This window comes from Vibrio fluvialis, from assembly GCF_900460245.1.
Classification (GTDB): Bacteria; Pseudomonadota; Gammaproteobacteria; order Enterobacterales; family Vibrionaceae; genus Vibrio; species Vibrio fluvialis.
Genome location: NZ_UHIP01000001.1, coordinates 207,204 through 231,375, shown reverse-complemented (window position 1 = coordinate 231,375; position 24,172 = coordinate 207,204). Strand labels below are relative to the sequence as shown.

General features: G+C 53.1%; 21 protein-coding genes. 12 read left to right on the top strand and 9 right to left on the bottom strand.

Annotated features, from left to right (window positions below; all coding sequences use genetic code 11):
• Positions 1 to 24: 24 nt before the first annotated feature.
• A complete protein-coding gene (gene fbp, locus DYA43_RS01125) occupies positions 25 to 1,035 on the top strand; it encodes a class 1 fructose-bisphosphatase (RefSeq protein WP_020329516.1) in 1,011 nt (336 codons plus the stop codon).
• 228 nt (positions 1,036 to 1,263) lie between these two features.
• Positions 1,264 to 1,794 (top strand): inorganic diphosphatase, encoded by a 531-nt coding sequence (gene ppa, locus DYA43_RS01120; protein WP_020329515.1) that lies wholly within the window; start codon positions 1,264 to 1,266, stop codon positions 1,792 to 1,794.
• Between the two features lie 50 nt (positions 1,795 to 1,844).
• Here ppa and DYA43_RS01115 read toward each other — a convergent pair whose 3' ends face one another.
• From DYA43_RS01115 to tamA, 3 genes are read right to left on the bottom strand one after another with little or no spacing between them, the layout of a single operon-like run.
• Positions 1,845 to 2,192, bottom strand: a complete 348-nt coding sequence (locus DYA43_RS01115; protein WP_047458682.1) for a gamma-glutamylcyclotransferase family protein — start codon at positions 2,190 to 2,192, stop codon at positions 1,845 to 1,847.
• 46 nt (positions 2,193 to 2,238) lie between these two features.
• Positions 2,239 to 6,000, bottom strand: a complete 3,762-nt coding sequence (gene tamB, locus DYA43_RS01110) for an autotransporter assembly complex protein TamB (protein ID WP_062789283.1) — start codon at positions 5,998 to 6,000, stop codon at positions 2,239 to 2,241.
• The gene (gene tamA / locus DYA43_RS01105; protein WP_062789281.1) at positions 5,997 to 7,712 is read right to left on the bottom strand and encodes an autotransporter assembly complex protein TamA; all 1,716 of its coding nucleotides are present in this window, start codon (positions 7,710 to 7,712) and stop codon (positions 5,997 to 5,999) included. Before tamA ends, tamB begins: the two co-directional genes overlap by 4 nt.
• Before the next feature lie 146 nt (positions 7,713 to 7,858).
• On the opposite strand from tamA, the gene msrA reads away from it, so the two are divergent.
• From msrA to DYA43_RS01065, 8 genes are all read left to right on the top strand, one after another.
• A complete protein-coding gene (gene msrA / locus DYA43_RS01100) occupies positions 7,859 to 8,494 on the top strand; it encodes a peptide-methionine (S)-S-oxide reductase MsrA (protein ID WP_061057173.1) in 636 nt (211 codons plus the stop codon).
• Positions 8,495 to 8,604: 110 nt separating this feature from the next.
• Entirely contained in the window at positions 8,605 to 9,156 is a 552-nt protein-coding gene (locus DYA43_RS01095; protein WP_055451919.1) for a YtfJ family protein, read from the top strand.
• 105 nt (positions 9,157 to 9,261) lie between these two features.
• Positions 9,262 to 9,555, top strand: a complete 294-nt coding sequence (locus tag DYA43_RS01090; protein ID WP_061057172.1) for a DUF2607 family protein — start codon at positions 9,262 to 9,264, stop codon at positions 9,553 to 9,555.
• 64 nt (positions 9,556 to 9,619) lie between these two features.
• Entirely contained in the window at positions 9,620 to 10,297 is a 678-nt protein-coding gene (zrgA, locus tag DYA43_RS01085) for a zinc uptake protein ZrgA (RefSeq protein WP_061057171.1), read from the top strand.
• A 54-nt stretch (positions 10,298 to 10,351) separates the two neighbouring features.
• On the top strand, positions 10,352 to 11,068 hold the full coding sequence (locus tag DYA43_RS01080) for an ABC transporter ATP-binding protein (RefSeq protein ID WP_061057170.1): 717 nt from the start codon (positions 10,352 to 10,354) through the stop codon (positions 11,066 to 11,068).
• Entirely contained in the window at positions 11,065 to 12,324 is a 1,260-nt protein-coding gene (locus tag DYA43_RS01075) for an ABC transporter permease (protein WP_061057169.1), read from the top strand. The genes DYA43_RS01080 and DYA43_RS01075 overlap by 4 nt, the downstream gene beginning before the upstream one ends.
• 25 nt (positions 12,325 to 12,349) lie before the next feature.
• A complete protein-coding gene (locus tag DYA43_RS01070) occupies positions 12,350 to 12,850 on the top strand; it encodes a DUF3299 domain-containing protein (RefSeq protein ID WP_020429090.1) in 501 nt (166 codons plus the stop codon).
• A gap of 298 nt (positions 12,851 to 13,148) precedes the next feature.
• Positions 13,149 to 14,048, top strand: coding sequence for a TIGR03899 family protein (locus DYA43_RS01065; RefSeq protein WP_020329503.1), 900 nt, complete (start codon positions 13,149 to 13,151; stop codon positions 14,046 to 14,048).
• A 69-nt stretch (positions 14,049 to 14,117) separates the two neighbouring features.
• On the opposite strand, the gene cysC is transcribed toward DYA43_RS01065, so the two are convergent.
• From cysC to cobA, 5 genes are all read right to left on the bottom strand, one after another.
• The gene (gene cysC / locus DYA43_RS01060) at positions 14,118 to 14,738 is read right to left on the bottom strand and encodes an adenylyl-sulfate kinase (protein ID WP_020329502.1); all 621 of its coding nucleotides are present in this window, start codon (positions 14,736 to 14,738) and stop codon (positions 14,118 to 14,120) included.
• Between the two features lie 29 nt (positions 14,739 to 14,767).
• Positions 14,768 to 16,492 (bottom strand): SLC13 family permease, encoded by a 1,725-nt coding sequence (locus tag DYA43_RS01055; RefSeq protein ID WP_020329501.1) that lies wholly within the window; start codon positions 16,490 to 16,492, stop codon positions 14,768 to 14,770.
• A 46-nt stretch (positions 16,493 to 16,538) separates the two neighbouring features.
• Positions 16,539 to 17,966 (bottom strand): sulfate adenylyltransferase subunit CysN, encoded by a 1,428-nt coding sequence (cysN, locus tag DYA43_RS01050; protein ID WP_061057168.1) that lies wholly within the window; start codon positions 17,964 to 17,966, stop codon positions 16,539 to 16,541.
• Positions 17,967 to 17,983: 17 nt separating this feature from the next.
• Entirely contained in the window at positions 17,984 to 18,892 is a 909-nt protein-coding gene (gene cysD / locus DYA43_RS01045; RefSeq protein ID WP_020329499.1) for a sulfate adenylyltransferase subunit CysD, read from the bottom strand.
• A 73-nt stretch (positions 18,893 to 18,965) separates the two neighbouring features.
• Positions 18,966 to 19,844, bottom strand: coding sequence for a uroporphyrinogen-III C-methyltransferase (gene cobA / locus DYA43_RS01040; RefSeq protein WP_020329498.1), 879 nt, complete (start codon positions 19,842 to 19,844; stop codon positions 18,966 to 18,968).
• Positions 19,845 to 20,148: 304 nt separating this feature from the next.
• On the opposite strand from cobA, the gene cpdB reads away from it, so the two are divergent.
• Together cpdB and DYA43_RS01030 are read left to right on the top strand one after the other, a co-directional pair.
• Positions 20,149 to 22,110, top strand: a complete 1,962-nt coding sequence (gene cpdB / locus DYA43_RS01035; protein WP_061057167.1) for a 2',3'-cyclic-nucleotide 2'-phosphodiesterase — start codon at positions 20,149 to 20,151, stop codon at positions 22,108 to 22,110.
• Positions 22,111 to 22,195: 85 nt separating this feature from the next.
• A complete protein-coding gene (locus DYA43_RS01030; protein ID WP_024373769.1) occupies positions 22,196 to 22,762 on the top strand; it encodes a Crp/Fnr family transcriptional regulator in 567 nt (188 codons plus the stop codon).
• A 3-nt stretch (positions 22,763 to 22,765) separates the two neighbouring features.
• Here DYA43_RS01030 and dbpA read toward each other — a convergent pair whose 3' ends face one another.
• Positions 22,766 to 24,148, bottom strand: coding sequence for an ATP-dependent RNA helicase DbpA (dbpA, locus tag DYA43_RS01025; RefSeq protein WP_020329495.1), 1,383 nt, complete (start codon positions 24,146 to 24,148; stop codon positions 22,766 to 22,768).
• Positions 24,149 to 24,172: the final 24 nt, after the last annotated feature.

Below are 24,172 nucleotides of genomic sequence, written 5' to 3'. Positions count from 1 at the left end.
AAAAATTAGTGTTAAGGAAACAACATGTCTGAGATGCGCACCCTTGGTGAGTTCATTGTTGAGAAACAACATGACTTCCCCCATGCAAGTGGTGAACTATCCTCCCTTCTGGCATCGATTCGTCTTGCTGCGAAAATTGTTAACCGCGAAATCAACAAAGCGGGCCTGGCCGACATCACTGGCGCGTCTGGTAACGACAATATTCAGGGCGAAGAACAACAGAAGCTTGATGTTTACGCGAACGAAAAATTCAAATCCGCTCTCGAAGCGCGCGATCAAGTGTGTGGCGTGGCGAGTGAAGAAGAAGATGAAGCCGTCGCGTTCAACAAAGAACTGAACAAAAACGCCAAATACGTCGTGCTGATGGATCCGCTTGACGGCTCATCCAACATTGATGTGAACGTTTCAGTGGGCACCATTTTCTCTATCTACCGTCGCATCTCGCCGGTAGGCGGTCCACCGACTGCCGAGGACTTCCTGCAACCTGGCCACAAACAAGTAGCGGCGGGCTACGTCATTTACGGCTCTTCAACCATGCTGGTGTACACCACTGGCAACGGCGTGAACGGCTTTACTTACGATCCATCGATCGGTTCGTTCTGTCTGTCGCATGAAAACATGTGTATTCCGGAAAACGGTAAGATTTACTCGATCAACGAAGGCAACTACATTCGTTTCCCGACCGGCGTGAAAAAGTACATTAAGTACTGTCAGGAAAATGTGCCGGAAGATGGCCGTCCTTACACTTCACGTTACATCGGTTCCTTGGTGGCGGATTTCCATCGCAACCTGCTCAAAGGCGGTATCTACCTCTATCCGAGCACGCAGAGCCATCCGAACGGCAAACTGCGTCTGCTGTACGAATGCAACCCGATGGCATTCCTGATTGAACAGGCTGGCGGCACCGCCTCTGACGGCGTCAACCGCATCATGGACATCAAACCGACCGAACTGCACCAGCGCGTCCCGTTCTTCGTTGGTTCGAAGAACATGGTGGCGAAAGTGGAAGAGTTCCTCGAAGCCAACCCAGATTAAGTCAGATAGCGCCGCACTTGCGGCGCTGTTTTTTAGGGCTGATAAAATTCAGGCAGTTAGCGGTAAGCTGTGGCCAATTGTCGTGCTTAGACTTAGGTTTACTTGGGAATCGGGCAATTTGAGAGTAAACTCTCTGCTTTGCTGTGCGTTGATTTTTGCACCTCAGCTAATCTTGAATAATAATAAGTCTCGATTTTTTGAAGTCCGGCTAACGAAAAGGAAACCTTAATGAGCTTAAACAATGTGCCAGCGGGCAAATCGCTTCCTGATGACATCTACGTTGTAATCGAAATTCCAGCGAACGCTGATCCGATCAAATACGAAGTAGACAAAGAGTCTGGCGCTGTGTTCGTAGACCGTTTCATGTCTGCTCCAATGTTCTACCCATGTAACTACGGTTACGTGAACCACACTCTGTCTCTGGACGGTGATCCGGTAGACGTACTTGTCCCAACTCCATACCCGCTTATCCCGGGTTCAGTCATTCGCTGCCGTCCGGTTGGCGTACTGAAAATGACTGATGAGTCAGGTGAAGACGCGAAAGTTGTTGCGGTACCGCACTCTAAACTGTCTAAAGAGTACGACCACATTCAGGACGTAAACGACCTGCCAGAGCTTCTGAAAGCACAAATCACTCACTTCTTCGAGCGCTACAAAGAGCTTGAATCAGGCAAGTGGGTTAAAGTAGATGGTTGGGAAGATGCAGCTTCAGCTCGCGCTGAAATCCTGACTTCTTACGAGCGTGCTCAGCAAAAATAAGCGCTAAGCAACGTTAAAAAAGCCAGCACGATGCTGGCTTTTTTTGTGGCTTAAATCCGTTGACACCAGTCACCGGAATCAATGATGGAATCGAGTCGGCTGGCATCCTGATAGATGTATATCCAGGCGGTGCCATAGGGGGTTTCAATCGTTTCACGTCGGTACTCCACTGGTACATCTTCCAGAACGTCCAGCTTCGCCAGCGTCTCCTCATCAACCCGATACACTTCACCATGAATCGACTGATGACCGGCGACTAAGCCCGGATACGGCCCCAAGTCGTGCAGCGCATATTCTGGCTGCGTATCAAACCGTCCGAGTTGTTCACTGTCGGTCAGATAGTTGTGATTGCTTTCGCCCTGACGCAACGTGCCATAAACAAATACCAGATGCTGCACACTCTTCTCCCTGTTTGCATTCGGCTCATTTTCGGCCGCCAACGCGTTAGTCAAACTCAAACCGGTACAGCAGATCGACACCACTGTCGAGACCTGAAACCGCCTCAAGATACAGATCTTTCATCAATCGGTAGCGAACCGTAAACTCGCCAACCGAGTTAAAAATACCCACACCGTACTTCACTTGCAAGCCTGGCAGAATGTAACCACTTACGGTGACCTGTGAGTCATCGCCCGAGCCGGCGGTATCAAGCTGCAAATCCTGCACGCCCAGCTCTTCGCCAATCTGGCCAACCACTTTACCGCTTTTCGCCAGACTCAGACCAATCAGGGTCGTGGTCATCGCGTTGCCACCCGTTTCACCATCAATGTCCTGACCGCGCAGCAAGTAAGACAGCGCGTTGGCCTGCGGCATACTCGGGTCGGAGAAAATCGACACCGTCGGTTCATCTGCCGGGCCCGTCACCTGCACCCCGGCAACCACATCGTCCTGAGTGTTGTCCGGGTTACGAATCGCTTTGATCGACACGTATGGCTGATCCACCGGGCCATTCATCAGAATCTTACCCTCCTGAATGATCAAGTCCTGACCAAACGAGCGGTACTGACCATCCTGAATATTCACCTCACCGGTCACAAATGGCCCCTGGTCTTTCTGGCTGACCTGCAAACGTCCCACCAGACCACCTTCCAAACCAAACGCACTCAGTTTGAAGTCATTACCAATCACGATGCTGACGTTGGTTTCGACGTTAAACGGTATGCTACTCTGCTCTGAAATCGGCTGCAGATCCGCATTCACCAGCACCTGATCTTTCGAGACACTGATCGCGCTCGGCGGCAGTTCTTCGACCACAATCCGTCCCCACGGCAGCGCTATCGAACCGTCGATTTTCGCCAGTTTCGGCTGCATTGCCAGCGTCAGATCGGGCACCACTTTCATTTTCACCATCGGCGGCAGATCCACCAGCAAAGACTCCGCTCCGACATGGGCATTGACCCGCCAGTCATCGAGTTGCTGCCAGTTGGCATCACCAGTCACGTTGAGTTTGCCATCGGTGGTTTCAATGCCCGCGTCCAACGTCGCCTGATAGCCGTTGAAGTTAACCGCCAGGGTGCCAGCGTTGATTTCCACTGGCGAAATGTCACCGCGTACCTGCATATCGCTGACACTAAAACGGCCATTGACCTGAGGATGCAACATCGCGCCGCTGAAAGTCACATCGGTTTCAATGTTGGATTTCACTTCGCTGTATTCGCCAATCAGCGGCGCGAGAAAATCGATGTTGAACGTAGTGAGCTTAAGCGCGCCCTGCATCTGCTTGTCTTCAGCGATGACATTCGGAATCGTCAGCTTGCCGCTGACATCTCCGTTGTCCGTCACATCCACCTGCCAATCGGCCTGCAGGCGGTTTTTCACCAACATCGCGTTGAGCTCAATCTTGTCCCAGCCGAGTTTGAGTGTCTGTTCCAGTTTCTGTTCCACATTGCCTTCAGGCATGCGAATTTTTGCCTTCACCTGCGGCGGTTGATCCGGTGACCACTTGGCCCACACGTCAGCATCCACGGAACCACGCAACAATGTTTCGGGTGGTAAGAAAGCTTTCACCTGAGCAAAGTCAAACTGATTGACCGACAGCTGCGCTTCGCCACTTGCACCGACGGTAGCTGGTTTATCCAGACACAGGGACGAACCCGCCTGGCGCCAGCAGTGAGCGGCGATCGTTGCGTTCTGCTGGTCAATATTGGCTTTGATCTCGGTTGCGTGATTGAGCTCCCACACGCCCTGTTGAGACTCAATCCGCGCACGCTCTAAACGCCCGTCCCAGATCATCGCGGGTTTCTCCAACAAGCTCCCCGCCACCGCAAGCTGCGTCGAGACTAAATCGGAGTCTACGTCGAGCGTCAGCTCATGCTGCGCCTGCGTGCCACGCGCAACCAGATTCACCGTGCGCACCACCTGATCCTGATACTCCATTCCTTGTACACGCAGACTGATATCCGCCTGCGGCGTTGGCATCGGCACCACACTGCCACTCAGAGTCACGTGTTTTACCTTTGCTTCTTGCTGCCAGGCGAGGCGGTCAGCATCAAGCGCCAGCTTCACTTTCGGCTCTTTAAGCGGCCCCAGCAACGTCACATCGCCAATCACCCTGCCTGTTAAATCCGGCATACTTTTGGCTAAATCCGGCAGATCGAGAGACAATCCTAAACGCCATGTTTTGTCCAACTGGCCCTGCGCCGTGACTTTGTTCGGCCCGTGCGCCAGTGTCAGTCCGGGAGTAGAAAATTTGAAATCACTATTTCCGCTGACATCCGACGCACTGAGCATGCCGTTAATGTCCAGCGGGTAGTCACGCACCATGCCATGAATCGCCAGAGTCGGCAGTTCAACTTGCCAGCCCCCCTGCTTGGTCAGTTGTCCTGAGGTCGCCACATCGCCGCTGACTACGCCTTCGGCTTGCGGCCATTGCAGTCCGGGCTGAATTTGCTTGAGGTTCAGTGAAGCCTGCCATTTGACCAATGCACTCCAGTCGGCACTGGCCTGCCCTTGAATATCCCCGCCCAGAGTATGAACCTTCAGTTCATTGAGCGAAATGCGTTGCAGATTCCCTTCACCTTGCAGAGCGACATCCACTTCCGGCACCGCATTGCCCTTCAGATGGCTTTGCAGCTCAAGCTGATAGCCTTGCAGCGATCCTTTGGCGGCGATACGCGGCGCTTCAACAAAATACTCGCCCTTTTCCACCAGCGGCCACTGCGCCTTGAGTGTGTCGATGGTGACATCAAACGGAAACTCTCTGTTCAGCGGTTGCAGTTTGGCATTTAATTGAGCTTCAGCGCGGCCTGCCAGCTGAGCTTTCAAGGCCAGATTGGCGACGCTGCCACTGGCGTTGAGCGTCAGCGTCTGCCCTTTGGCTTCTGCCAGTTTCGCGGTGGCATCGAGAGCGAGCGACAACGGATAATCGCCGCTCAGCGTGATTTGCGTATTGAGCTTGGCGTTCACTTGCGGCATGTCGAGTTCCAGCGTATCAACACTCACTTGTGACTGATAGGCGCTGGCTTTGAGCCCCAAATGATGAATCTGAATCGGCGTCTCTTGCACCAGCGTGAAATCACGCAGATCAAAGCGGTTCAGTTCGATTCGCAGCGGAATGATCACCTCTGGCAACACGATATCCTGAGCCGGTTCATTGGCGGCTGGCGGCGCAGCGGGGGTTTGTGTCTCAACTGCCGGGGCCAGTGCCACGCGCACGCCCTGCCAGTCGGTCTGGCCGATTCTCAGACGATTGCTCTGAAAGGCCGCGCTGGTCGCGAAATGTTGCCAGTCAAGCTGGTGACCCAGCACATTGAGGTGAATATCATCCAGCACCAAACGGCCCAGTTTGATCGGCACCGGCGTCGATAGATTGGTCAGCGGCTCAGACGGCGCGCTTGGAGGCTCGTCACTGGAAGCGGGCAGCGAAGGCAAATTGAGATGCAGGCCGCTAATGGCGACTTCATTCACACACAACACCGGATCCAGCAGGCAGCTGGCTTTCACTGCCAGCGTCAGACTGTCGACCTCGGTGTCGATGTTGAGCTCAGCATCGTTGAAGCGAACCTGCTGCAGAGTAAAACGGGGGAACAGCGCCCCCTGCGTGGCGCCAACGGAGAACTGAGGCAGCGCTTTTTGCGCCCCCCACACCACCAGATTCAAGCCTTGGTTGGTAAACAGCAATCCGGCAATCGCCAGCGTCAGAATGATGGTCAGAGCAACCAGAGCTGCGGTGAACCATTTGGTCCATTTGATCGCGCGCCTGATCATAATTCCGGCCCCAGCGTGAAGTGGATCTTGAAGCGGCTACCCGGATCTGAGTCTAACCCCCAGGCAAAGTCGAGGCGGATCGGGCCGACTGGCGAGATCCAGCGAATGCCAAAACCGGTACCGGTTTTCCAATCCGGTGTATCGTTAAATGCATCACCGTAATCAACAAACAGTGCGCCCCACCAGTTCCCCGTCAGACGGTACTGATACTCCAGCGAGCTGGTGGCGATGTATTTCGCACCGGTCAACGAACCACTTTCATCGCGTGGTGAAATCGATTCATAGCCGTAACCACGCAGGTTATTGTCGCCACCAGCAAAGAAACGCAACGATGGCGGCAACTTATCGAAATCTTCGGCAAAGTTCGCACCGCCATCCAGACGAATCAGACCGCGGTGGTTATTTCCGAGGCTGCGCAACCAGGAAGTGCCCGCCTGTACCCGTGTCACTCGAGTATCCGAGATAAAAGCCGGGTCGCCATATTCCAGCGTCATGGTTTGTTTGTCGCCCCAGGTGAGCAGCGAACCGTTCATGCGCGAACGGGTGCGCGTATAGGTCACACCGGGTAAGACGAATTGAGCCGCATCGTCCTGTATACCCTGTTCATAGTTTTCAATCAGATAACGAACGAACAGCGTGCGGTGCCAGCCGTTGTCCAGCAGCCAGTGGCGCTCCAGCGACAAGTTGGATTCAATACTTTTCGTATCACGATTATCGACGTGCTTCATCCCGTATTGAATGCGATAGTACTCATGCAATACGTCTTCGAGCGGAATCTTGTAGCCGGCAGTAATGCTCTGCTCTGGTGCGGAAATGGAAAAGCTGCTGTCAAAACTGTGGCCGCGTTCATTTACCCACGGTTTTTTCCACTTGAGTGAGCCACGCACCCCGACGTCGGTTGAATAACCGATACCCGTTTCGAGCTGGTTACGCGATTGCGGTGCCAATGAAACATTCATCGGCAGCTCGCGGCCATTGGTCAACTGACTGAGATCGGGTTCAACCAACACCGACGAAAACCAATCGGTATTAGAGAGGTTCTGGTTAAACAGCCCCACCTGTGACACCAGATACGGGTCACCCTGTTTGAACGGTTGTAGCGAGCGCACACGGTTTTCGTAGATTTGGCTACCGGTAATCGTGCTGGCACCAAAGTGATAGCGAATGCCACTGGCATAATGCAGACGCACAAACGCTTCATTGAGCTCTGGCGCGACTTCAAGTTTGCTGACGATGTACTCGCCATCAAAATAGCCTTTTTGCAGCGCCAAGTTGCGCAGACCCGATTTCAAGCTGTCGTACTGACCATGATTGAGCGGCTCACCAACCGTCAGACCGCTGCGGCGAATCAGGCGCTGAAAGTCTTTGTCGCTCTCCGCTTCGCCTGTGATCACGATGTCCACCAGCTTAAGACGCACCACTTCCCCCGGCTCCACCGTCAGGGTCATCGCCTGATTAGGTTTGGTGACATCAAAGTCAAATTGCGGGTGGTAGTAGCCCAGTGCATTGAGCGCCTCGGTGATGGTTTTCTCCAGACGCGACTGAAAGCGCAACTGAGTGGAGTAGTCGCTCTTGGGTATAGAAGAGAGATAAGCATCGACATTGTCTTTCAGCCCGCTTTCCAGCCCTTTAATGGTTAAATCCACGTCGGCGAAAGAAGCAGCAGAAAAGCATAAAGCCGAGATTAGCACTGGTAATGGGGTTCGTCTCATGCTTAATTATTGGCGTTATACAGCAGTTAAGATTTAGCTAGTTGAGAATCATACCGTCAATATGCAATTTAGTCTGTATGAAAACAGTCAATTATCCGGTCTCTCTGTTCATGGTCACACAGTCAGCGAATTAAAAAGGAAATATCATGTTAGACAAACAAGTGATGGTCACCGCTGAAACGGCATTACCAGGACGCTCGACTCCTATGAGTCTAGAAGACACTCACTTCGTCAATCAAACCAGTCTTTCGGCAGCACCCGCAGCGGGTCAGGAAGAAATTCTGATCGGCATGGGCTGTTTCTGGGGCGCAGAACGCCTGTTCTGGCAACTGGATGGCGTAGTCTCAACGTCGGTTGGTTACGCAGGCGGCTACACGCCAAACCCGACTTACGAAGAAGTGTGTACCGGACGCACTGGCCATACCGAAGTGGTACGCGTCATCTACAACCCAAGTGTACTGTCACTGAACGCCCTGCTGCACGCATTCTGGGAACGCCATGACCCGACGCAAGGCATGCGTCAGGGGAACGATTTGGGTACTCAGTACCGCTCCGCGATTTACACCTACAGCGACGAGCAGCAGGCTATTGCCGAGCAGAGCAAAGCCGATTATCAGGCGCTGCTGGAAGAGCACCAACGCGACCTGATCACCACTGAGATTCTGCCAGCGGGTCCTTACTACTTCGCGGAAACCTACCACCAGCAATATCTGGCGAAAAATCCACAAGGCTATTGCGGCTTGGGCGGCACTGGTGTGTGCTTCCCGCCGAACCTGGCGTAAACCGCTCTGATGCTTCAGGTTGCCGGAACCCACATTCCTGTAACCTGAATTTTTCGCAACCTCATTTTCTGTGCTATACCTTTGGGTGCTCAACCAAAGGAACAAAAACAATGAAAAATAAAACACTTATCGCCTTAATGCTGGCGTGCTCTCCAACCCTCGCTCTCGCTCACAACATTCAGCTCGGCCAATCGGTGCCGAATGTCGAAGTCGACAGTTACGGGGAAGTTGTTCTGCAAAACAAAGATACCACCTTCCAACCCTGGAACAGTGCTCAGATGCCGGGCAAAGTTCGCATCATTCAGGCGATTGCCGGGCGGAGCAGTGCGAAAGAGATGAACGCGGCGCTGATGGCCGCCATCACTGCCGCGCACTTTCCAGAAGAGCAGTACCAAACCACCTCGATCATCAACCAGAATGATGCAATTTGGGGAACCGGTTCATTCGTGAAATCGTCCGCGCAGGACAGCAAGAAAGAGTTCCCATGGTCCTCTATCGTGCTGGATAAAGCCGGAAAAGTTGCGAAAAGCTGGGATCTTCAGGAAGAATCCTCTGCAATTATCGTTCAGGATAAAGCGGGGAAAGTGCTGTTTGTTAAAGAAGGTTCACTCAGCGAACCGGAAATCGAACAAGTACTTGGCCTGGTGAAACAGAGCCTGTAATTCTCATGCCGTGAGGAGAAATCTCTGCTCACGGCACAATCCGTACTTGCCTCTACGTCTAATTGTTATACTATAACAATTCTTTTTTCATCCAGTGGATTCACCATGAACCATAGCCTGCACAGTCTGCGACTGCATGCTCGGGTAGTCACCTTAATGGCTATCCTGCTGACGCTATGGCTCAATTTTGCTTACGTCGAACATCAACTGGATATCACGCCATCGCATCACACGCAGCATCATTGTCAGCTATTTTTCGGTGCCCATCACGGCCTTGCCGCTACACTGCCAGAACTGCCGGTGTGGATCGAACACGATTATCTGCAGCCCGTCGCGGCCACGCTGAACATTACTCGGCTCTATCTGGCCTATCTGGCCCGCTCACCGCCCACTCTGTAAATCACTGCTATTTCCGCGTGCTGTGCGCGCCTATTACCTATTTCAGTATTTATGGAGTCAAACAATGTTTACTAAACCTGTGCTGGCACTCAGCATTTCTGCCGCTCTGTGTGGCAGCGCTTTCGCTCAAGAAGAATTTCGCCAACACGAAGCCCATGTCCATGGCCATGTCGAACTCAATATCGCTCAGGATGGTCAGGATCTTTTGATTGAAATCACCGCGCCAGGCGCTGACGTGGTGGGTTTTGAACACGCACCGCAAACAGATGAGCAGACACAACGCCTCAATCAGGCGCTGGATAACCTCAACAACGCCGAAGCGATTTTCACCCTGAGTGACGGTGCGCGTTGTCATCTGGAAACGGCCAACGTCAAGCATACATTGGGTGGGGCGGACGACCACGACCACGACCACGACCACGACCACGACCACGACCACGACCACGACCACGACCAGCATGATGATCATGACCACGAGCAACATCAAGGCCATGATGACCATGAACACCACGATGATCATGAACAGGCGCATGAAGGTCATGAGCATCACGACGAGCACCAGCACGGTTCGTTCACAGTACAATATCAGTACCATTGCGATCAGATTACTGAGCTGAAGCAAATCGATAGTCACTGGTTTGAATTGTTCCCGAACACCCAGGAAATGGACGTGAATCTGCTGACCGACAGCGTACAGACGGCGACGGAACTGCGTCCGGGTCAGGCTCGAATTTCACTGTAATGGACCTCTCGGGTAAGTACTTACTTACCCGAGACTATTTTGCAAGGAACTGTTATGAGTGAACTCCATCTCTATTCGGCCAAGCAGGTGATCGAACTCAATCAGGTCACTTTTCGCTGGCCAGACAGCGACAGCCCGACATTAGATATCGAAAAGCTGAGTGTCGCAGCCAAAGAGCATCTGTTTATCAAAGGCCCAAGCGGGTGCGGTAAATCCACCCTGCTCAGCTTGCTGACCGGCATCAATACCGCCAGCAGCGGCGAAGTGCGCCTGCTCGGACAAGATTTGAGTCAGCTAAAAGCCAGCGCCCGCGATCGCTTTCGCGCCGATCATATTGGCTATATCTTTCAGCAGTTTAATCTGTTGCCTTATCTGTCAGTGATCGACAACGTTATTCTGCCGTGCCAGTTCTCGGCCCTGCGCCGCAGCAAAGTCAACGAGCCTTTAACTGAGCGGGCCAAAGCACTGCTGACGCGTCTGCACTTGCCGCAAGCTCTGCTGGAAAAACCAGTTGTAGAACTGAGTATCGGCCAACAGCAGCGCGTGGCCGCCGCGCGCGCCTTGATTGGCGAGCCACATCTCATCATCGCCGATGAACCGACTTCGTCACTCGATTACGACAATCGCAGCGCTTTCATTGAATTGCTGCTGGAAGAGGCAAACCGTGTCGGCTCTACCTTGGTGTTTGTCAGCCATGACCCGACACTGGAAAGCTTGTTCAGCCGCAGTGTTCACTTACCTACTCTCAACCGTGCGCGAGGGATGTTATGAGCGTCACCGTCAAACTGGCCTGGAAAAGCCTGCTCAACCGCAAGACTACCGCGCTGCTGACGGCTCTGACCGTCGCCATTTCCGTTATTCTGCTGCTGGGTGTAGAACGCATTCGTACTCAGGCCAAAAGCAGTTTTGCCAACACCATATCGGGTACCGACCTGATCGTGGGTGGCCGCAGCGGACAGGTCAATCTGCTGCTCTACTCGGTCTTTCGCATTGGTAATGCCACCAACAATATCGACTGGAAAAGCTATCAGGAATTCAGTACTCATCCGGCCGTGAAATGGGCGATTCCGATTTCACTGGGCGACTCGCACAAAGGCTTCCGTGTGATGGGGACTAACCATAGTTACTTTGAACACTATCGCTATGGAAGTAAGCAACCACTTACTTTCTCGCAAGGTCGCGAGTTCAACGGTTTGTTTGAAACCGTGCTGGGCGCCGATGTCGCCCGTCAATTGGGTTACCACATTGGCAGCCAAATCATTATTGCTCATGGTATCAGTGACGTCGGTTTTGCCCGTCATGACAATCTGCCCTTTACCGTGGTGGGTATTCTGGCGCCAACAGGTACCCCGGTTGACAAAACCGTTCATGTTTCGCTTGGTGCCATTGAAGCGATTCACGTTGGCTGGGAGTCCGGAGCGCATCTGGGAAATACTCCGGATGCCGCTCAGCTAGAGCAGCGTCAGTTCGAACCCAAGCAGATCACCGCGATGATGATTGGTCTCAAATCCAAAATTCAGACATTTGCACTGCAACGCCAGATCAATGAGTATCGCAAAGAGCCGCTCAGTGCCATTATGCCTGGGGTCGCGCTGCATGAATTATGGGGCATGATGTCGGTGGCAGAACAGGCGCTGATGGCGGTCTCAGTATTTGTGGTGGTCGCCGGGCTGCTCGGCATGCTCAGCAGCCTGCTTACCAGCTTGCAGGAGCGCCGACGGGAAATGTCGATTCTGCGTGCCATGGGTGCCCGGCCACAGCATGTATTCGCGCTGTTGGTGAGTGAAGCCAGTGTACTGACATTCTCAGGCATCGTGCTCGGGCTGGCCGGACTCTATGCCCTGCTGGCGATCGCCGCACCATTGATTGAAAGTCAGTATGGCATCCGTCTGCAGCTGGAATCGCTGTCCGGTTATGAGTGGCAGCTGCTCGGCTATGTGCAAGCGGCTGGCATCGTGATTGGCTTTATTCCCGCGCTGCGCGCCTATCGCCAGTCGCTCAGCGACGGCATGACGATTCGACTGTAAACAACCTGAATAACTGGGGAAAGAGATGAAAAAATGGCTGGCGAGCGCCGCCCTGATGCTAATGACTGTCGTCGCGGCACCTGCATTTAGCAGTGATGAGGTCTTGAAACTGGACTGGATCGATTTGATTCCGGAAAACGAACGCAATCTGTTTGATCAGCAGGGCATGCCGATGCCGGATCACAACGGCAGCGCACCAGCCAAGCAATCCAAAATCGGCCATGTGCGTTCTGAACTTAATGGCAGCACGGTAAAAATTCCCGGCTTCGTGATCCCATTGGAAGGGGATGAAAATACCGTCACGGAATTTTTGTTGGTGCCGTATTTTGGTGCCTGCATTCATGTGCCACCACCGCCACCGAATCAGATTATTTACGTGAAATTCCCGAAAGGTGCGCCAGTGCAGGAGCTATGGGATGTGGTGTACGTGATTGGGACGCTCAAGACGGAATCGGTCAGTTTGGATCTGGCGGAAACAGGCTATGTGATTGAAGGCAGTGAGATCGCCGAATACGACGATATGTAAATCGTGTTAACAACCAAGTAACCTATTGATTGTGCTGTCTAAACGATGTACTTGGAGAGATACGTCAGTACTCCCAGATAAACAACGAATAGTAGAGCAATCGATAGGTGCTTGCGCAGCTTTATATCCTTCCCGTATTTCATTGGCACCCCCACAAACAGCGGTAACAATTTTAACAAATTATTATCATTTGGCATAGCGCAAATTTGTGCGCTGCAACCAAGAGTTTCGCTGGAGGCAACACGGCAGACAGGGTACATTTTAAACCATGTCCGAGAAGCATAACTGCTGGTAAAACATGGCCGAATCGAAACAACCTGTAGTGATTGATCACGAGCCGACTTCCGGTTCATCGCAGGAAAGAAAATCCAATTACGTCAAAGACAGCGCCAACCGCATTTTTAGTATCGCGCAGCAGCATGGTGTTGATGCTCTGCTGCTGAGTGAAGCTCCGAAGAAAACCCCGCTCGACCGCGCGTTGAAGCGCGAGCGTGATCGTAAAGAGCAGCGTCAGAAGAATCTGGAGCAGATTGTGCGTCTGGCCCATGTCTCATGTCGCAATGAGACGGCCGGCGATCCGGATCAGGACTGGCTGTACCGCTTTTTCGACATGGCACAGGACATTCACAACTCGTCCATGCAGCGCTTGTGGGCTCAGGTACTCAAACGTGAAGTGACCAACCCGGGCTTTACCTCGATGAAAGCGCTAAAAGTACTGCAGGACATGACGCCCAAAGAAGCACAGATTCTGCAACGCGCGGCGGGGCTGGCTTGCAGTTTTGGCAGTGACCAGAGCCTGAAACTGCTGTTCGGGCTGAAGATTCAAAACAGCTTGTTCAGTTTTGGCAAGCGGGCGGTGACCAACACCCTGAATATCGGCAGCCACCAGATGCCCTACTCCAACTTACTGGTGTTGATTGAGCTTGGTCTGCTGCATGCCACCGAACTGGAATCCGGCGAAATTGAACTCGACCCGCCACTGACGCTGAGCTATCAGGGCAAGCATTTATCGCTCAACGCCAACTCGCGCGGCGTGCGTCTGCTCTACTACCGCTTCTCCCCTACCGGCAATGAACTGTGTCGCCTGCTCGGCAACAAGCCGAACATGGGCTACTACGATCAGCTGGTGGCACTGCTGAGCCAGAAATTTACCGTGCACACCGAAGCCAGTGCGTCGACCATTCACCACACGGTGTAATGGCAAACCGCAGAGACAAAAAAGTCAGGCTAAGCCTGACTTTTTGTTTATCGCTTTCAGTCCATGGATTTACTGAGCAATGATGCCGCGCGCGTTCAGCTCAGCCACACACTGCGCCACCAGCTCATCGATACTGGCATCGCCGGCAGGCAGGTCGATTTCCGGATTGAGCGGCGCTTCATACGCAGAATCAATCCCGGTAAAATTGGCGATCTCGCCGGCACGAGCTTTCTTGTACAGCCCTTTCGGATCGCGCTGCTCGCACACTTCCAGTGACGTATTGACGAACACTTCGATGAACTCTCCCTGCGGCAACAAGTCACGCACCAACTGACGCTCTGCGCGGTGCGGCGAGATAAATGCCGTCAGCACAATCAGGCCTGCATCGACCATCAGTTTGGCCAGTTCACCAATACGGCGAATATTTTCGCGGCGATCCTGCTCAGAAAAACCCAAATCACTACACAGGCCGTGACGCACATTGTCGCCATCCAGCAGATAGGTGTGATAACCCAGCGTCGCCAGACGGCTTTCCAGCGCGCCAGCCACGGTTGACTTGCCCGCACCAGACAGGCCAGTAAACCAGAGTACCGCTGGTTTCTGCTTTTTCAGCTCAGCGCGAAAGTGTTTATCAACCGAGTGTTGATGCCACACGATGTTGTCGTCTTTCACATTCGATGCGGTGCTCATATGTCATCCTTTTGCACAGATTTTAAAAATTAAAACGGAAAAAATACCGGGATCAGCGTCAACACCAACGTTGAGTAAACCAGCGAAATCGGAATGCCGACTCGCACATAATCACTCAGTTTGTAATTGCCCACGCTGTACACCAACAGATTGGTCTGATAACCGTAGGGCGAGATAAAACTCGCGCTGGCGCCAAACAGCACCGCCATGATGAACGGCATCGGATCCACGCCATAGCCCACAGCCATGCTGTAGCCAATCGGAAATGCCAGCGCCGCCGCCGCGTTGTTGGTAATGAGTTCCGTCAGTACCAGAGTGACCAGATAGGTCGCCACCAGCGCCCCGAAGACACCCCAGCCATTAAAGGCCTGAATAAACATTTGGCCCATGCGCTCGGATAAGCCGGACGAAATCATCAACTGCGCAATCGACAACGCCGAGCCGACGATCACCACGATGTCGACCGGGAAACGGCGACGTAGCTCACTGATTTGCACAATGCCAAACACAAACAGCAGCAGCAGATACGCCAATAGCCCTTTGATGATCGGCACAAACCCCAGTAGCGACGCGCCAATCACAGCGGCAAACCCCACCAGCACCAGAGTGGATTTACTGGTGTCGAGTTTGGCGCTGGAATCCAGATCGTTGATCAGCACGAACTCGCGACTGTTGGCACGGCGCTGCGCATCGAAGCGTTTGCCCGGCACCAACACAAGTGTGTCACCTGCGGTCAGCGTAATATTGCCCAGCCCGCCTTCCAGCCGTTCATGCCCACGACGAATCGCCACCACCACCGCATCAAAACGGTCGCGAAAACGGCTCGATTTGAGGGTTTTGTTGCAGAAGCTTGCCGAGGAGCTGACGACCACTTCAACGAAGTTCTGACCGTTAAGGTGATGCTGGCCAAACAGTGTCAGACCCTGAATTTCCTGCAGCGTCGAGACACTTTCCACATCGCCACAGAACAGCAGACGATCGCGCGCCTGCAATACGAAATCCGGACCGACCGACGGTACGCTTTCACCATCGCGAATCACTTCGGCGAGAAACAGCTTACGCAATGCGCGCAGGTTGTTTTCGGCAATACTGTGTCCAACCAACGGCGAGCCCGGCTCAACAATCGCTTCAAGGAAATACGGCAGATCGTCCTGATTCTGTTCATCATAACTGGGCAGCAGATAGCTCAGCGGGATCAAAATGATCACCCCGCCCACCAGCACCGCCAGACCGATCATCGAGGGCGCGAAAAAGTTGAGGCTTGGCAGTCCGGCATCTTCGACAAAGCTGTTGATGATCAGATTGGTTGAGGTGCCGATCAACGTCAGCGTGCCCCCAAAGATCGCGGTGTACGACAGCGGGATCAATAACTTCGACGGCGCATGCTGTTGATTGCGTTTGATCGCGCCAATCAGCGACACCACCACAGCGGTGTTATTCGTGAATGACGAGAGAAACGCGGTCGACAAGCCCAGTTTGGCCACCACGGTGCCCAAGTTGCCTTCTGAAATATTGCGGCTCACCCAGCTTACCAAACGCGTTTTTTCCAACGCGCTGGAGGCTAAGATCAACAAAACCAGAGTCAGCAGAGACGTGTTGGTGAAGTTCGACGCCAGCGCGTTCACATCCATCATGCCGGACATAAACGCCACAAACGCCGCGCCGGCAAAAATGAAACTCGGCTTAATTCGCGTGACCAGCAGACAGGTCACGATGCCCAGCAGAATCGCCAGTACCAGCCCTTGTTCCCACATAACACATCCCTCAACACGAGGGTGGTTACCCACCCTCCATCACTTATTACTTAAGCAATTGACTCAGATCCTTGGCATCCCAGTGTGGGAAGTGCTTACGAATCAGCGCGTTGAGTTCAACTTCAAACGCAGAGAATTGACCTTCGGCTTGCGCCACGCTTTGCAGACTGTCACGCACCAGGCCTGCGCCAACGGTGACGTTGGTCAGACGGTCGATGATGATGAAACCACCGGTGTCTGCGCAGTCGAGATATTTGTCCAGTGCGACAGACTGATTGAACGTCCACTCACACAGACCAATGCCGTTCAGTGGCAGTTCTGCTGCCTGATAAGTCGACAGATTGTTGATGTCGTATTGGTGACGAATCGCTGAAACCTGACCGACCGTCTTCTTACCGGCGATCTTCACATCGTAATCACGGCCCGGTTGAAGCGGTTGCTCCGTCATCCACACCACATCGGCCAGCAGATGATTGGTGCTTTCAACCTGATCCTGCTCCAGCACAATCAGATCGCCGCGGCTGATGTCAATTTCATCCGCCAGCGTCAGCGTCACCGCCAGACCAGCGCGCGCTTCTTGCAGATCGCCATCAAACGTCACGATGCGAGCGACTGTGGAGGTTTTGCCTGACGGCAGTGCTTTGATCTTGTCGCCCACTTTGACTGAACCCGACGAGATCGTGCCAGCAAAGCCGCGAAAATCGAGGTTTGGACGGTTAACATACTGCACCGGGAAACGGAACTCGCCGCTGCCTTTTTCCTGATCAACATCGACGGTTTCCAGCAATTCGAGCAGTGACGGACCTTGATACCAGTCCATGTGCGCGCTTTTATCTACCACGTTGTCGCCTTCCAGCGCCGACAGCGGAATGATCTGAATATCGATATCGCCGTGCAGGTGTTTAGAAAACTCAAGGTACTCGGCACGAATCTCTTCAAAACGCGCTTGCGAGTATTCAACCAGGTCCATCTTGTTGACCGCTACCACGAAGTGTTTCAGGCCCAACAAGTTCGAGATGAACGAGTGACGACGCGTTTGATCCAGCACGCCTTTACGCGCATCAATCAGGATCACCGCCAGATTACAAGTCGACGCACCCGTCGCCATGTTACGGGTGTACTGTTCGTGTCCCGGCGTATCGGCAATGATGAATTTGCGCTTCTGCGTCGAGAAGTAACGGTACGCAACATCAATGGTGATGCCCTGTTCGCGTTCAGCTTGCAGGCCATCGACCAGCAGCGCTAAGTCCGGGCGCTCACCCGTGGTACCGACACGTTGGCTGTCGGAATGCACCGCGGCCAGTTGATCTTCATAAATCTGTTTTGAGTCGTGAAGCAGACGACCAATCAGTGTACTTTTACCATCGTCTACCGAGCCACAGGTGAGGAAGCGAAGTAGCGATTTGTGTTGGTGTTGATTGAGGTAACCTTCAATACCTAGCTCAGCAAGTTGAGCTTGAACTGCACTATTCATTTTCTTTCCTTAGACCCTTAGAAGTAACCTTGACGTTTTTTCAGTTCCATCGATCCAGATTGATCGTGGTCGATCGCTCGGCCTTGACGCTCACTCGACGTCGCCACCAGCATCTCTTCGATGATTTCCGGTAGTGTTTTGGCGTTCGATTCAATTGCGCCAGTCAGTGGGTAACAGCCAAGCGTTCGGAAGCGCACGCTCTTGTGTTCAATCTTTTCGCCTGGTTGCAGCTTCATGCGGTCGTCATCCACCATGATCAGCATGCCGTCACGCTCGACCACCGGACGCACGTCCGACAGATACAGCGGTACAATTTCGATGCCTTCTAAGTAGATGTATTGCCAGATATCCAGTTCGGTCCAGTTCGACAGTGGGAACACACGAATGCTTTCGCCTTTGTTGATCTGGCCGTTGTAGGTTTTCCACAGCTCAGGACGCTGGTTTTTCGGATCCCAGGTGTGGTTCTTATCGCGGAATGAATAGACACGCTCTTTCGCACGAGATTTTTCTTCGTCGCGGCGCGCGCCACCAAAGGCCGCATCAAAACCGTACTTGTTCAACGCCTGTTTCAGACCCTGAGTTTTCATGATGTCGGTGTGCTTCGAAGAGCCGTGATCAAACGGGTTGATACCCATCGCCATCCCTTCCGGGTTTTTGTGCACCAGCAGCTCGAAACCGTATTTCTTCGCTGTCGCATCACGGAACGCGATCATGTCGCGGAATTTCCAGTCGGTATCGACGTGTAACAATGGGAATGGGATCTTGCCCGGATAAAACGCTTTGCGCGCCAGATGCAGCATGACCGAAGAGTCTTTACCGATCGAATACATCATGACGGGATTGGCAAATTCCGCAGCCACTTCACGAATGATGTGGATACTTTCTGCCTCAAGCTGTTTTAAATGGGTTAAGCGTTGTTGATCCATTTTGCGTGCTTCCTTTTAGCTGCCTGTTGGCTTGAAAGACCCGCGACCGGGTCTCGCAATTTGAATAATTGGGTTATGCGTATTGGTATTGAGCTGACGGGTTGGTGTTGTCACCAAACCAGGCCAGTTTGTCGGCCAGCGTCACGACTTCACCAATGACAATCAGTGACGGCGACTGAGCATGTGCCGCTAACTGAGGTAACTCACTGAGTGCGCCGCGAAAAACTTTCTGCGTTGACTGCGTGCCACGTTCGATGATCGCAATCGGCGTACTGGCGTTACGGCCATGTTCAATTAGCTGCGTGGCGATGGTGCTCGATTTCATCAGCCCCATATAAATCACCAGCGTCTGTTGACTGCGAGCGAGCGTTGACCAGTCCATATCGGCGGCTTCGGCTTTCAAATGACCAGTGACAAACAGCGCGGACTGCGCGTAATCACGGTGGGTCAGCGGAATACCGGCATAGGCCGTTGCACCAGCAGCGGCAGTAATGCCCGGAATAACCTGAAACTGAACGCCAGCATCAAACAGCACTTCCAGCTCCTCACCGCCACGACCAAACATAAAAGGATCGCCGCCTTTGATGCGCACCACACGGTGGCCTTGCTTGGCAAAATCGACCAGCAACTGGTTGGTTTTTTCCTGCGGCACGCTGTGATGACCCGCGCGTTTACCCACACACACCAGAATGGTGTCACTTGGGATCAGGGCCATAATGTCGTCAGACACCAAGTAGTCATACAGCACCACATCCGCCTGTTGCAGATAGCTGAGCGCTTTCACCGTCAGCAGCTCCGGATCACCCGGCCCGGCACCCACCAGTGCCACCTCTCCCGGCTGCAGTTGGCTGCGGGCAATCTTGGACCATGTCTGGTTGTGTGCGCCGCCATCGACCGCCACTAAGCGTGGAGCTGCTGTTGTCAGCGTTGACACTGTTTGTGAACCCGCCATGTTTTGTCATCCCTTACCCGATTGATGATTGCATTATGGGCAGTTCCTTTTATTACCTGAAATTCTAAAATTTCATTTTTTATTCGAAAAACTGATATAGGATTGGCACAGTTGAAGCATTGAGGGGGCAAAAATAGCGGGCAAGGGGTGAATAAGAAGTGCGCGAACGGTCCGGAAAATCTCGCTTTCTGTACGCAATAAGGTGCTTAAAATCACATTTCACTATCCATTGAAGTCATTGTTTCATCACTATTTGTTACATTTATCGAGTTATTGACTTCCCTCAACCCGATTGGAGCGCACCATGACAGCGGCAATCAAACCATTATCTGTCGCCATTCTCGGCGGCCTGCTGACGTTAGCTGGCCCGGCGATGGCAGAAACGATCAAACTTCGCATTATCGAAACCACCGACATCCACACTAACCTGATGGATTACGATTACTACAAAGACAAACCATCGCAACAGATTGGTCTGGCGCGAGCGGCCAGTCTGGTCAAAGAAGCGCGCAGCGAAGCCGCCAACAGCATTCTGGTGGATAACGGCGATTTGATTCAGGGCAGCCCGATGGGCGATTACATGGCGGCCAAAGGCATTAAGCCGGGCGAAGTCCATCCAGCCTACAAAGCGATGAATCAGCTCAGCTACGATGTGGGCAACATCGGTAACCACGAATTCAACTACGGGCTGAAATTTCTGCTCGAAACGATCAACGATGCGAACTTCCCCTACATCAACGCTAACGTCTACGACGCAAAATCAGGCGAGCACTTCTTTAAGCCGTATCTGATCAAAACGCACACCTTTAAAGACACCGATGGCAAGGCGCATCAAGTTAAAGTCGGTTACATCGGTTTTGTGCCACCGCAAATTCTGGTGTGGGATAAGAAGAACCTTGACGGCAAAGTGATTGCCAAAGACATCAAAGCCACCGCCGAAAAGCTGGTGCCGGAAATGCGCGCTCAGGGCGCGGATGTGATTGTGGCCATTCCTCACTCTGGCGTCTCTTCCGACCCATACAAACTGGGCGCGGAAAACTCGGTTTACTACCTCACGCAGGTACCGGGTATTGATGCCATTGCCTTTGGTCACTCACACGCGGTGTTCCCGGGTAAAGACTTCTCCTCTCTGCCAGGGGCTGACATCACGCAAGGCACGATTAACGGCGTGACCGCCGTGATGCCGGGTCGCTGGGGCAGCCATGTCGGGGTTATGGATTTGACGCTGGAACAAAAAGGCGGCCAGTGGGTAGTAACGCATGGTCAGTCAGAAGCGCGCCCTATCTTCGATAAAGCGCACAACCAACCGCTGGTTGATGCCGACAAGGGCATCGTTAAAGCGCTGGAAGCCGATCACAAAGGCACGCGTGACTTCGTCAACCAGCCGATCGGACAAGCCAACGATGTGATGTACAGCTATCTGGCACTGGTACAGGACGATCCGACGATTCAAATCGTCAACCTGGCGCAGAAAGATTACGTCGAGCGCTTCATTCAGGGCGACCCGAATCTGGATGGTCTGCCGGTACTGTCTGCCGCCGCGCCATTTAAAGTCGGTGGACGCAAAAACGATCCTTCTAACTTTACCGAAGTGGAATCAGGCGAGCTGACATTCCGCAACGCCGCCGACCTTTACCTTTACCCGAATACGCTGGTGGCAATGAAGGTGTCCGGTAAAGAGGTCAAAGAGTGGCTGGAATGTTCTGCGGGACAATTCAATCAGATCGACGTGAATTCTGAGCAACCGCAATCGCTGATCAACTGGGATGGTTTCCGTACCTACAACTTTGATGTACTCGATGGCGTGAACTATCAGATTGATGTAACTCAGCCAGCCAAATACGATGGCGAATGCAAGGTAACCCATCCGAATGCGCAGCGTATCGTCAATCTGACCTATCAGGGCCAAGCGATTCGTGATGATCAAACCTTCCTGATCGCGACCAATAACTACCGCGCCTACAGCAACAAGTTCCCGGGTACGGGTAGTGAGTTCATCGCGTTTGATTCTCCGGACGAGAACCGTACTGTGGTCGCCGATTACATTTCGCGTGTCAGCAAAGAGCAAGGACAAGTGACGCCAAGTGCGGACAACAACTGGTCATTTGCGCCCATCCACAGCACGCATAAACTCGACATTCGTTTTGAGACCTCACCGAGTGACAAAGCGGCGCAGTTTATTGCCGATAAAGGCCAGTATCCGATGAGTAAAGTGGCCACCGATGAGGTGGGCTTTGCGGTGTACCGTATCGATCTACAAAAGTAACCCGATATTGAGTACAGTATCAGCCGCAGCATGTGCTGCGGCTTTTTTATGGGAGCAAACCGGCATGTCATTCGCCGAGACAGACATTCAGCAGCAGTTTCATCAGTTGATGAGCGAACACGGTTTTAGCAGCGACGAGACAGCCGAACTGCTGGCAGCCGCGACACCGCTGGAGCTGCCGACACGCCATATTCTGGTCAATCAGGGGGAAAACCCGACGCATTTTTACTTCATCTGTAAGGGAATTTGCCACGCCAGCTACCTGACGCCAGAAGGCAAGGAGTTCAGTAAGGAGTTTTACTGGGAACAGGATTGGATCATTGGTTTTGAAAGCCTGATTCACCGTGCTCCGTCGCCGTATCTGCTCGAGAGCCTCACGCCGGTCACGCTGCTGTGCTTACCGATTGAGTATCTGCACCAATGGCGTCAACGCTTTCATCCGTTGTATATCAAGCTGCTGGAAGCGCAGCTGATGCACAAGGAAAACAAAGAACGGTTTATGTTGCTCTATCGCCCAGAACAGCGTTATCAGGTGATGTGTCAGCAGTTTCCGGAATTAATTCCGCGCGTCAGCGACACCCACATCGCCGCCTATCTGGGGATCACGCCCATCAGTCTCAGCCGAATCAAAGCCCGGCTGAGAAACGAGTGATGCTTATTTGATGTAACGGGCGCGGAACTGACGGCCTTTCATTTTGCCGTTGCTGAGTTTTTCCAGCGCCACTTTAGCCACGCTCTTTTGCACCGCGACATAGGCGCGCATCTGGAACAAGTTGATCTTACCGATCTGATCCGCCGTCAGGCTGCCATCGCTGGTCAGCGCGCCAAGAATATCACCCGGGCGCACTTTCTGTTTCTTACCGCCGTCGATCTGAATCGTCACCATGTTCGAACGGTATGGCGCGACACCTTTCACCGGTGCAGGCAGTTCAGCTGGTGACACCACGATGTCCATGTACTCTTCGATCTGCGCGATGCGATACATCTCTTTATCGCTGAAGAAACTGATCGCCAGACCTTTACTGCCCGCGCGACCGGTACGGCCGATGCGGTGTACGTGCACTTCCGGATCGCGAGACAGTTCGAAGTTAAATACCGCGTCCAGGTTGTCGACATCCAGACCACGCGCCGCAACATCCGTGGCGACCAGAATTGAGATACTCTTGTTGGCAAACTGCACCAGCGCCTGATCGCGCTCGCGCTGTTCCATATCACCATGCAGTTCAATCACACTGAAGCCTTTGTGGTGCAGCTCATCGGCCACGCTCTGCACTTCACGTTTAGTGTTACAGAACACCACCGCCGATTCCGGTTGGTGATTCAGCAGCAGTGTCGCCAGCGCTTCATCACGCGCTTCCGTGCCTTCAACTTTGTAGAACTGTTGGCGAATACTCGATGCTTCATGTGTCGAGGCCACTTTGATCATCAGCGAATCGTGGGTCACCGATTGAGCGATCTCTTGAATCGCTTGCGGATAGGTGGCACTGAACAGCAGTGTCTGACGCTGTTTTGGCGCTTCGGCGATGATCGCATCCAGCGCTTCCTGAAACCCCATCTCCAGCATACGATCCGCTTCGTCGAGTACCAGAGTGTTAAGTTCTGACAGGTCGATACGTCCTTTGGACAGGTGATCCAGAATACGCCCCGGTGTACCCACCAGAATGTGCGCGCCGTGCTCCAGCGAACCAATCTGAGGCCCCATCGGCATACCGCCACACAGAGTCAGCACTTTGATGTTGTGAATCGCGCGTCCGAGCGTGCGAATATCGGTGGCGACCTGATCGGCCAGCTCACGAGTCGGACACAGCACCAGTGACTGCACACGAAAACGCTTCACGTTGAGGTTTTGCAACACGCCCAGACCAAACGCTGCGGTTTTACCTGAGCCGGTTTTCCCCTGACCAATCACATCCTGACCGTTGAGGATTGCTGGCAGAGATTGCGCCTGAATCGGCGTCATATGAGTAAACCCCATGGTATCGAGGTTTGAGAGCAGTTCTGGCTTGAGGTTCAAAGCAGCAAAAGATGTTGGGTTCAAGGGAGTGTCCTTAGGTCAGACGAA

Bases quoted from the DNA above. Each gene is read 5' to 3' on its own strand.
- DYA43_RS01095 (WP_055451919.1), top strand. From the start codon at position 8,605: ATGAAAAATAAAACACTTATCGCCTTAATGCTGGCGTGCTCTCCAACC.
- fbp (WP_020329516.1), top strand. From the start codon at position 25: ATGTCTGAGATGCGCACCCTTGGTGAGTTCATTGTTGAGAAACAACAT.
- DYA43_RS01090 (WP_061057172.1), top strand. From the start codon at position 9,262: ATGAACCATAGCCTGCACAGTCTGCGACTGCATGCTCGGGTAGTCACC.
- cysC (WP_020329502.1), bottom strand. From the start codon at position 14,738: ATGAGCACCGCATCGAATGTGAAAGACGACAACATCGTGTGGCATCAA.
- tamB (WP_062789283.1), bottom strand. From the start codon at position 6,000: ATGATCAGGCGCGCGATCAAATGGACCAAATGGTTCACCGCAGCTCTG.
- DYA43_RS01055 (WP_020329501.1), bottom strand. From the start codon at position 16,492: ATGTGGGAACAAGGGCTGGTACTGGCGATTCTGCTGGGCATCGTGACC.
- DYA43_RS01080 (WP_061057170.1), top strand. From the start codon at position 10,352: ATGAGTGAACTCCATCTCTATTCGGCCAAGCAGGTGATCGAACTCAAT.
- DYA43_RS01075 (WP_061057169.1), top strand. From the start codon at position 11,065: ATGAGCGTCACCGTCAAACTGGCCTGGAAAAGCCTGCTCAACCGCAAG.
- msrA (WP_061057173.1), top strand. From the start codon at position 7,859: ATGTTAGACAAACAAGTGATGGTCACCGCTGAAACGGCATTACCAGGA.
- DYA43_RS01070 (WP_020429090.1), top strand. From the start codon at position 12,350: ATGAAAAAATGGCTGGCGAGCGCCGCCCTGATGCTAATGACTGTCGTC.
- tamA (WP_062789281.1), bottom strand. From the start codon at position 7,712: ATGAGACGAACCCCATTACCAGTGCTAATCTCGGCTTTATGCTTTTCT.
- DYA43_RS01065 (WP_020329503.1), top strand. From the start codon at position 13,149: ATGGCCGAATCGAAACAACCTGTAGTGATTGATCACGAGCCGACTTCC.
- ppa (WP_020329515.1), top strand. From the start codon at position 1,264: ATGAGCTTAAACAATGTGCCAGCGGGCAAATCGCTTCCTGATGACATC.
- cysN (WP_061057168.1), bottom strand. From the start codon at position 17,966: ATGAATAGTGCAGTTCAAGCTCAACTTGCTGAGCTAGGTATTGAAGGT.
- cobA (WP_020329498.1), bottom strand. From the start codon at position 19,844: ATGGCGGGTTCACAAACAGTGTCAACGCTGACAACAGCAGCTCCACGC.
- cysD (WP_020329499.1), bottom strand. From the start codon at position 18,892: ATGGATCAACAACGCTTAACCCATTTAAAACAGCTTGAGGCAGAAAGT.
- zrgA (WP_061057171.1), top strand. From the start codon at position 9,620: ATGTTTACTAAACCTGTGCTGGCACTCAGCATTTCTGCCGCTCTGTGT.
- cpdB (WP_061057167.1), top strand. From the start codon at position 20,149: ATGACAGCGGCAATCAAACCATTATCTGTCGCCATTCTCGGCGGCCTG.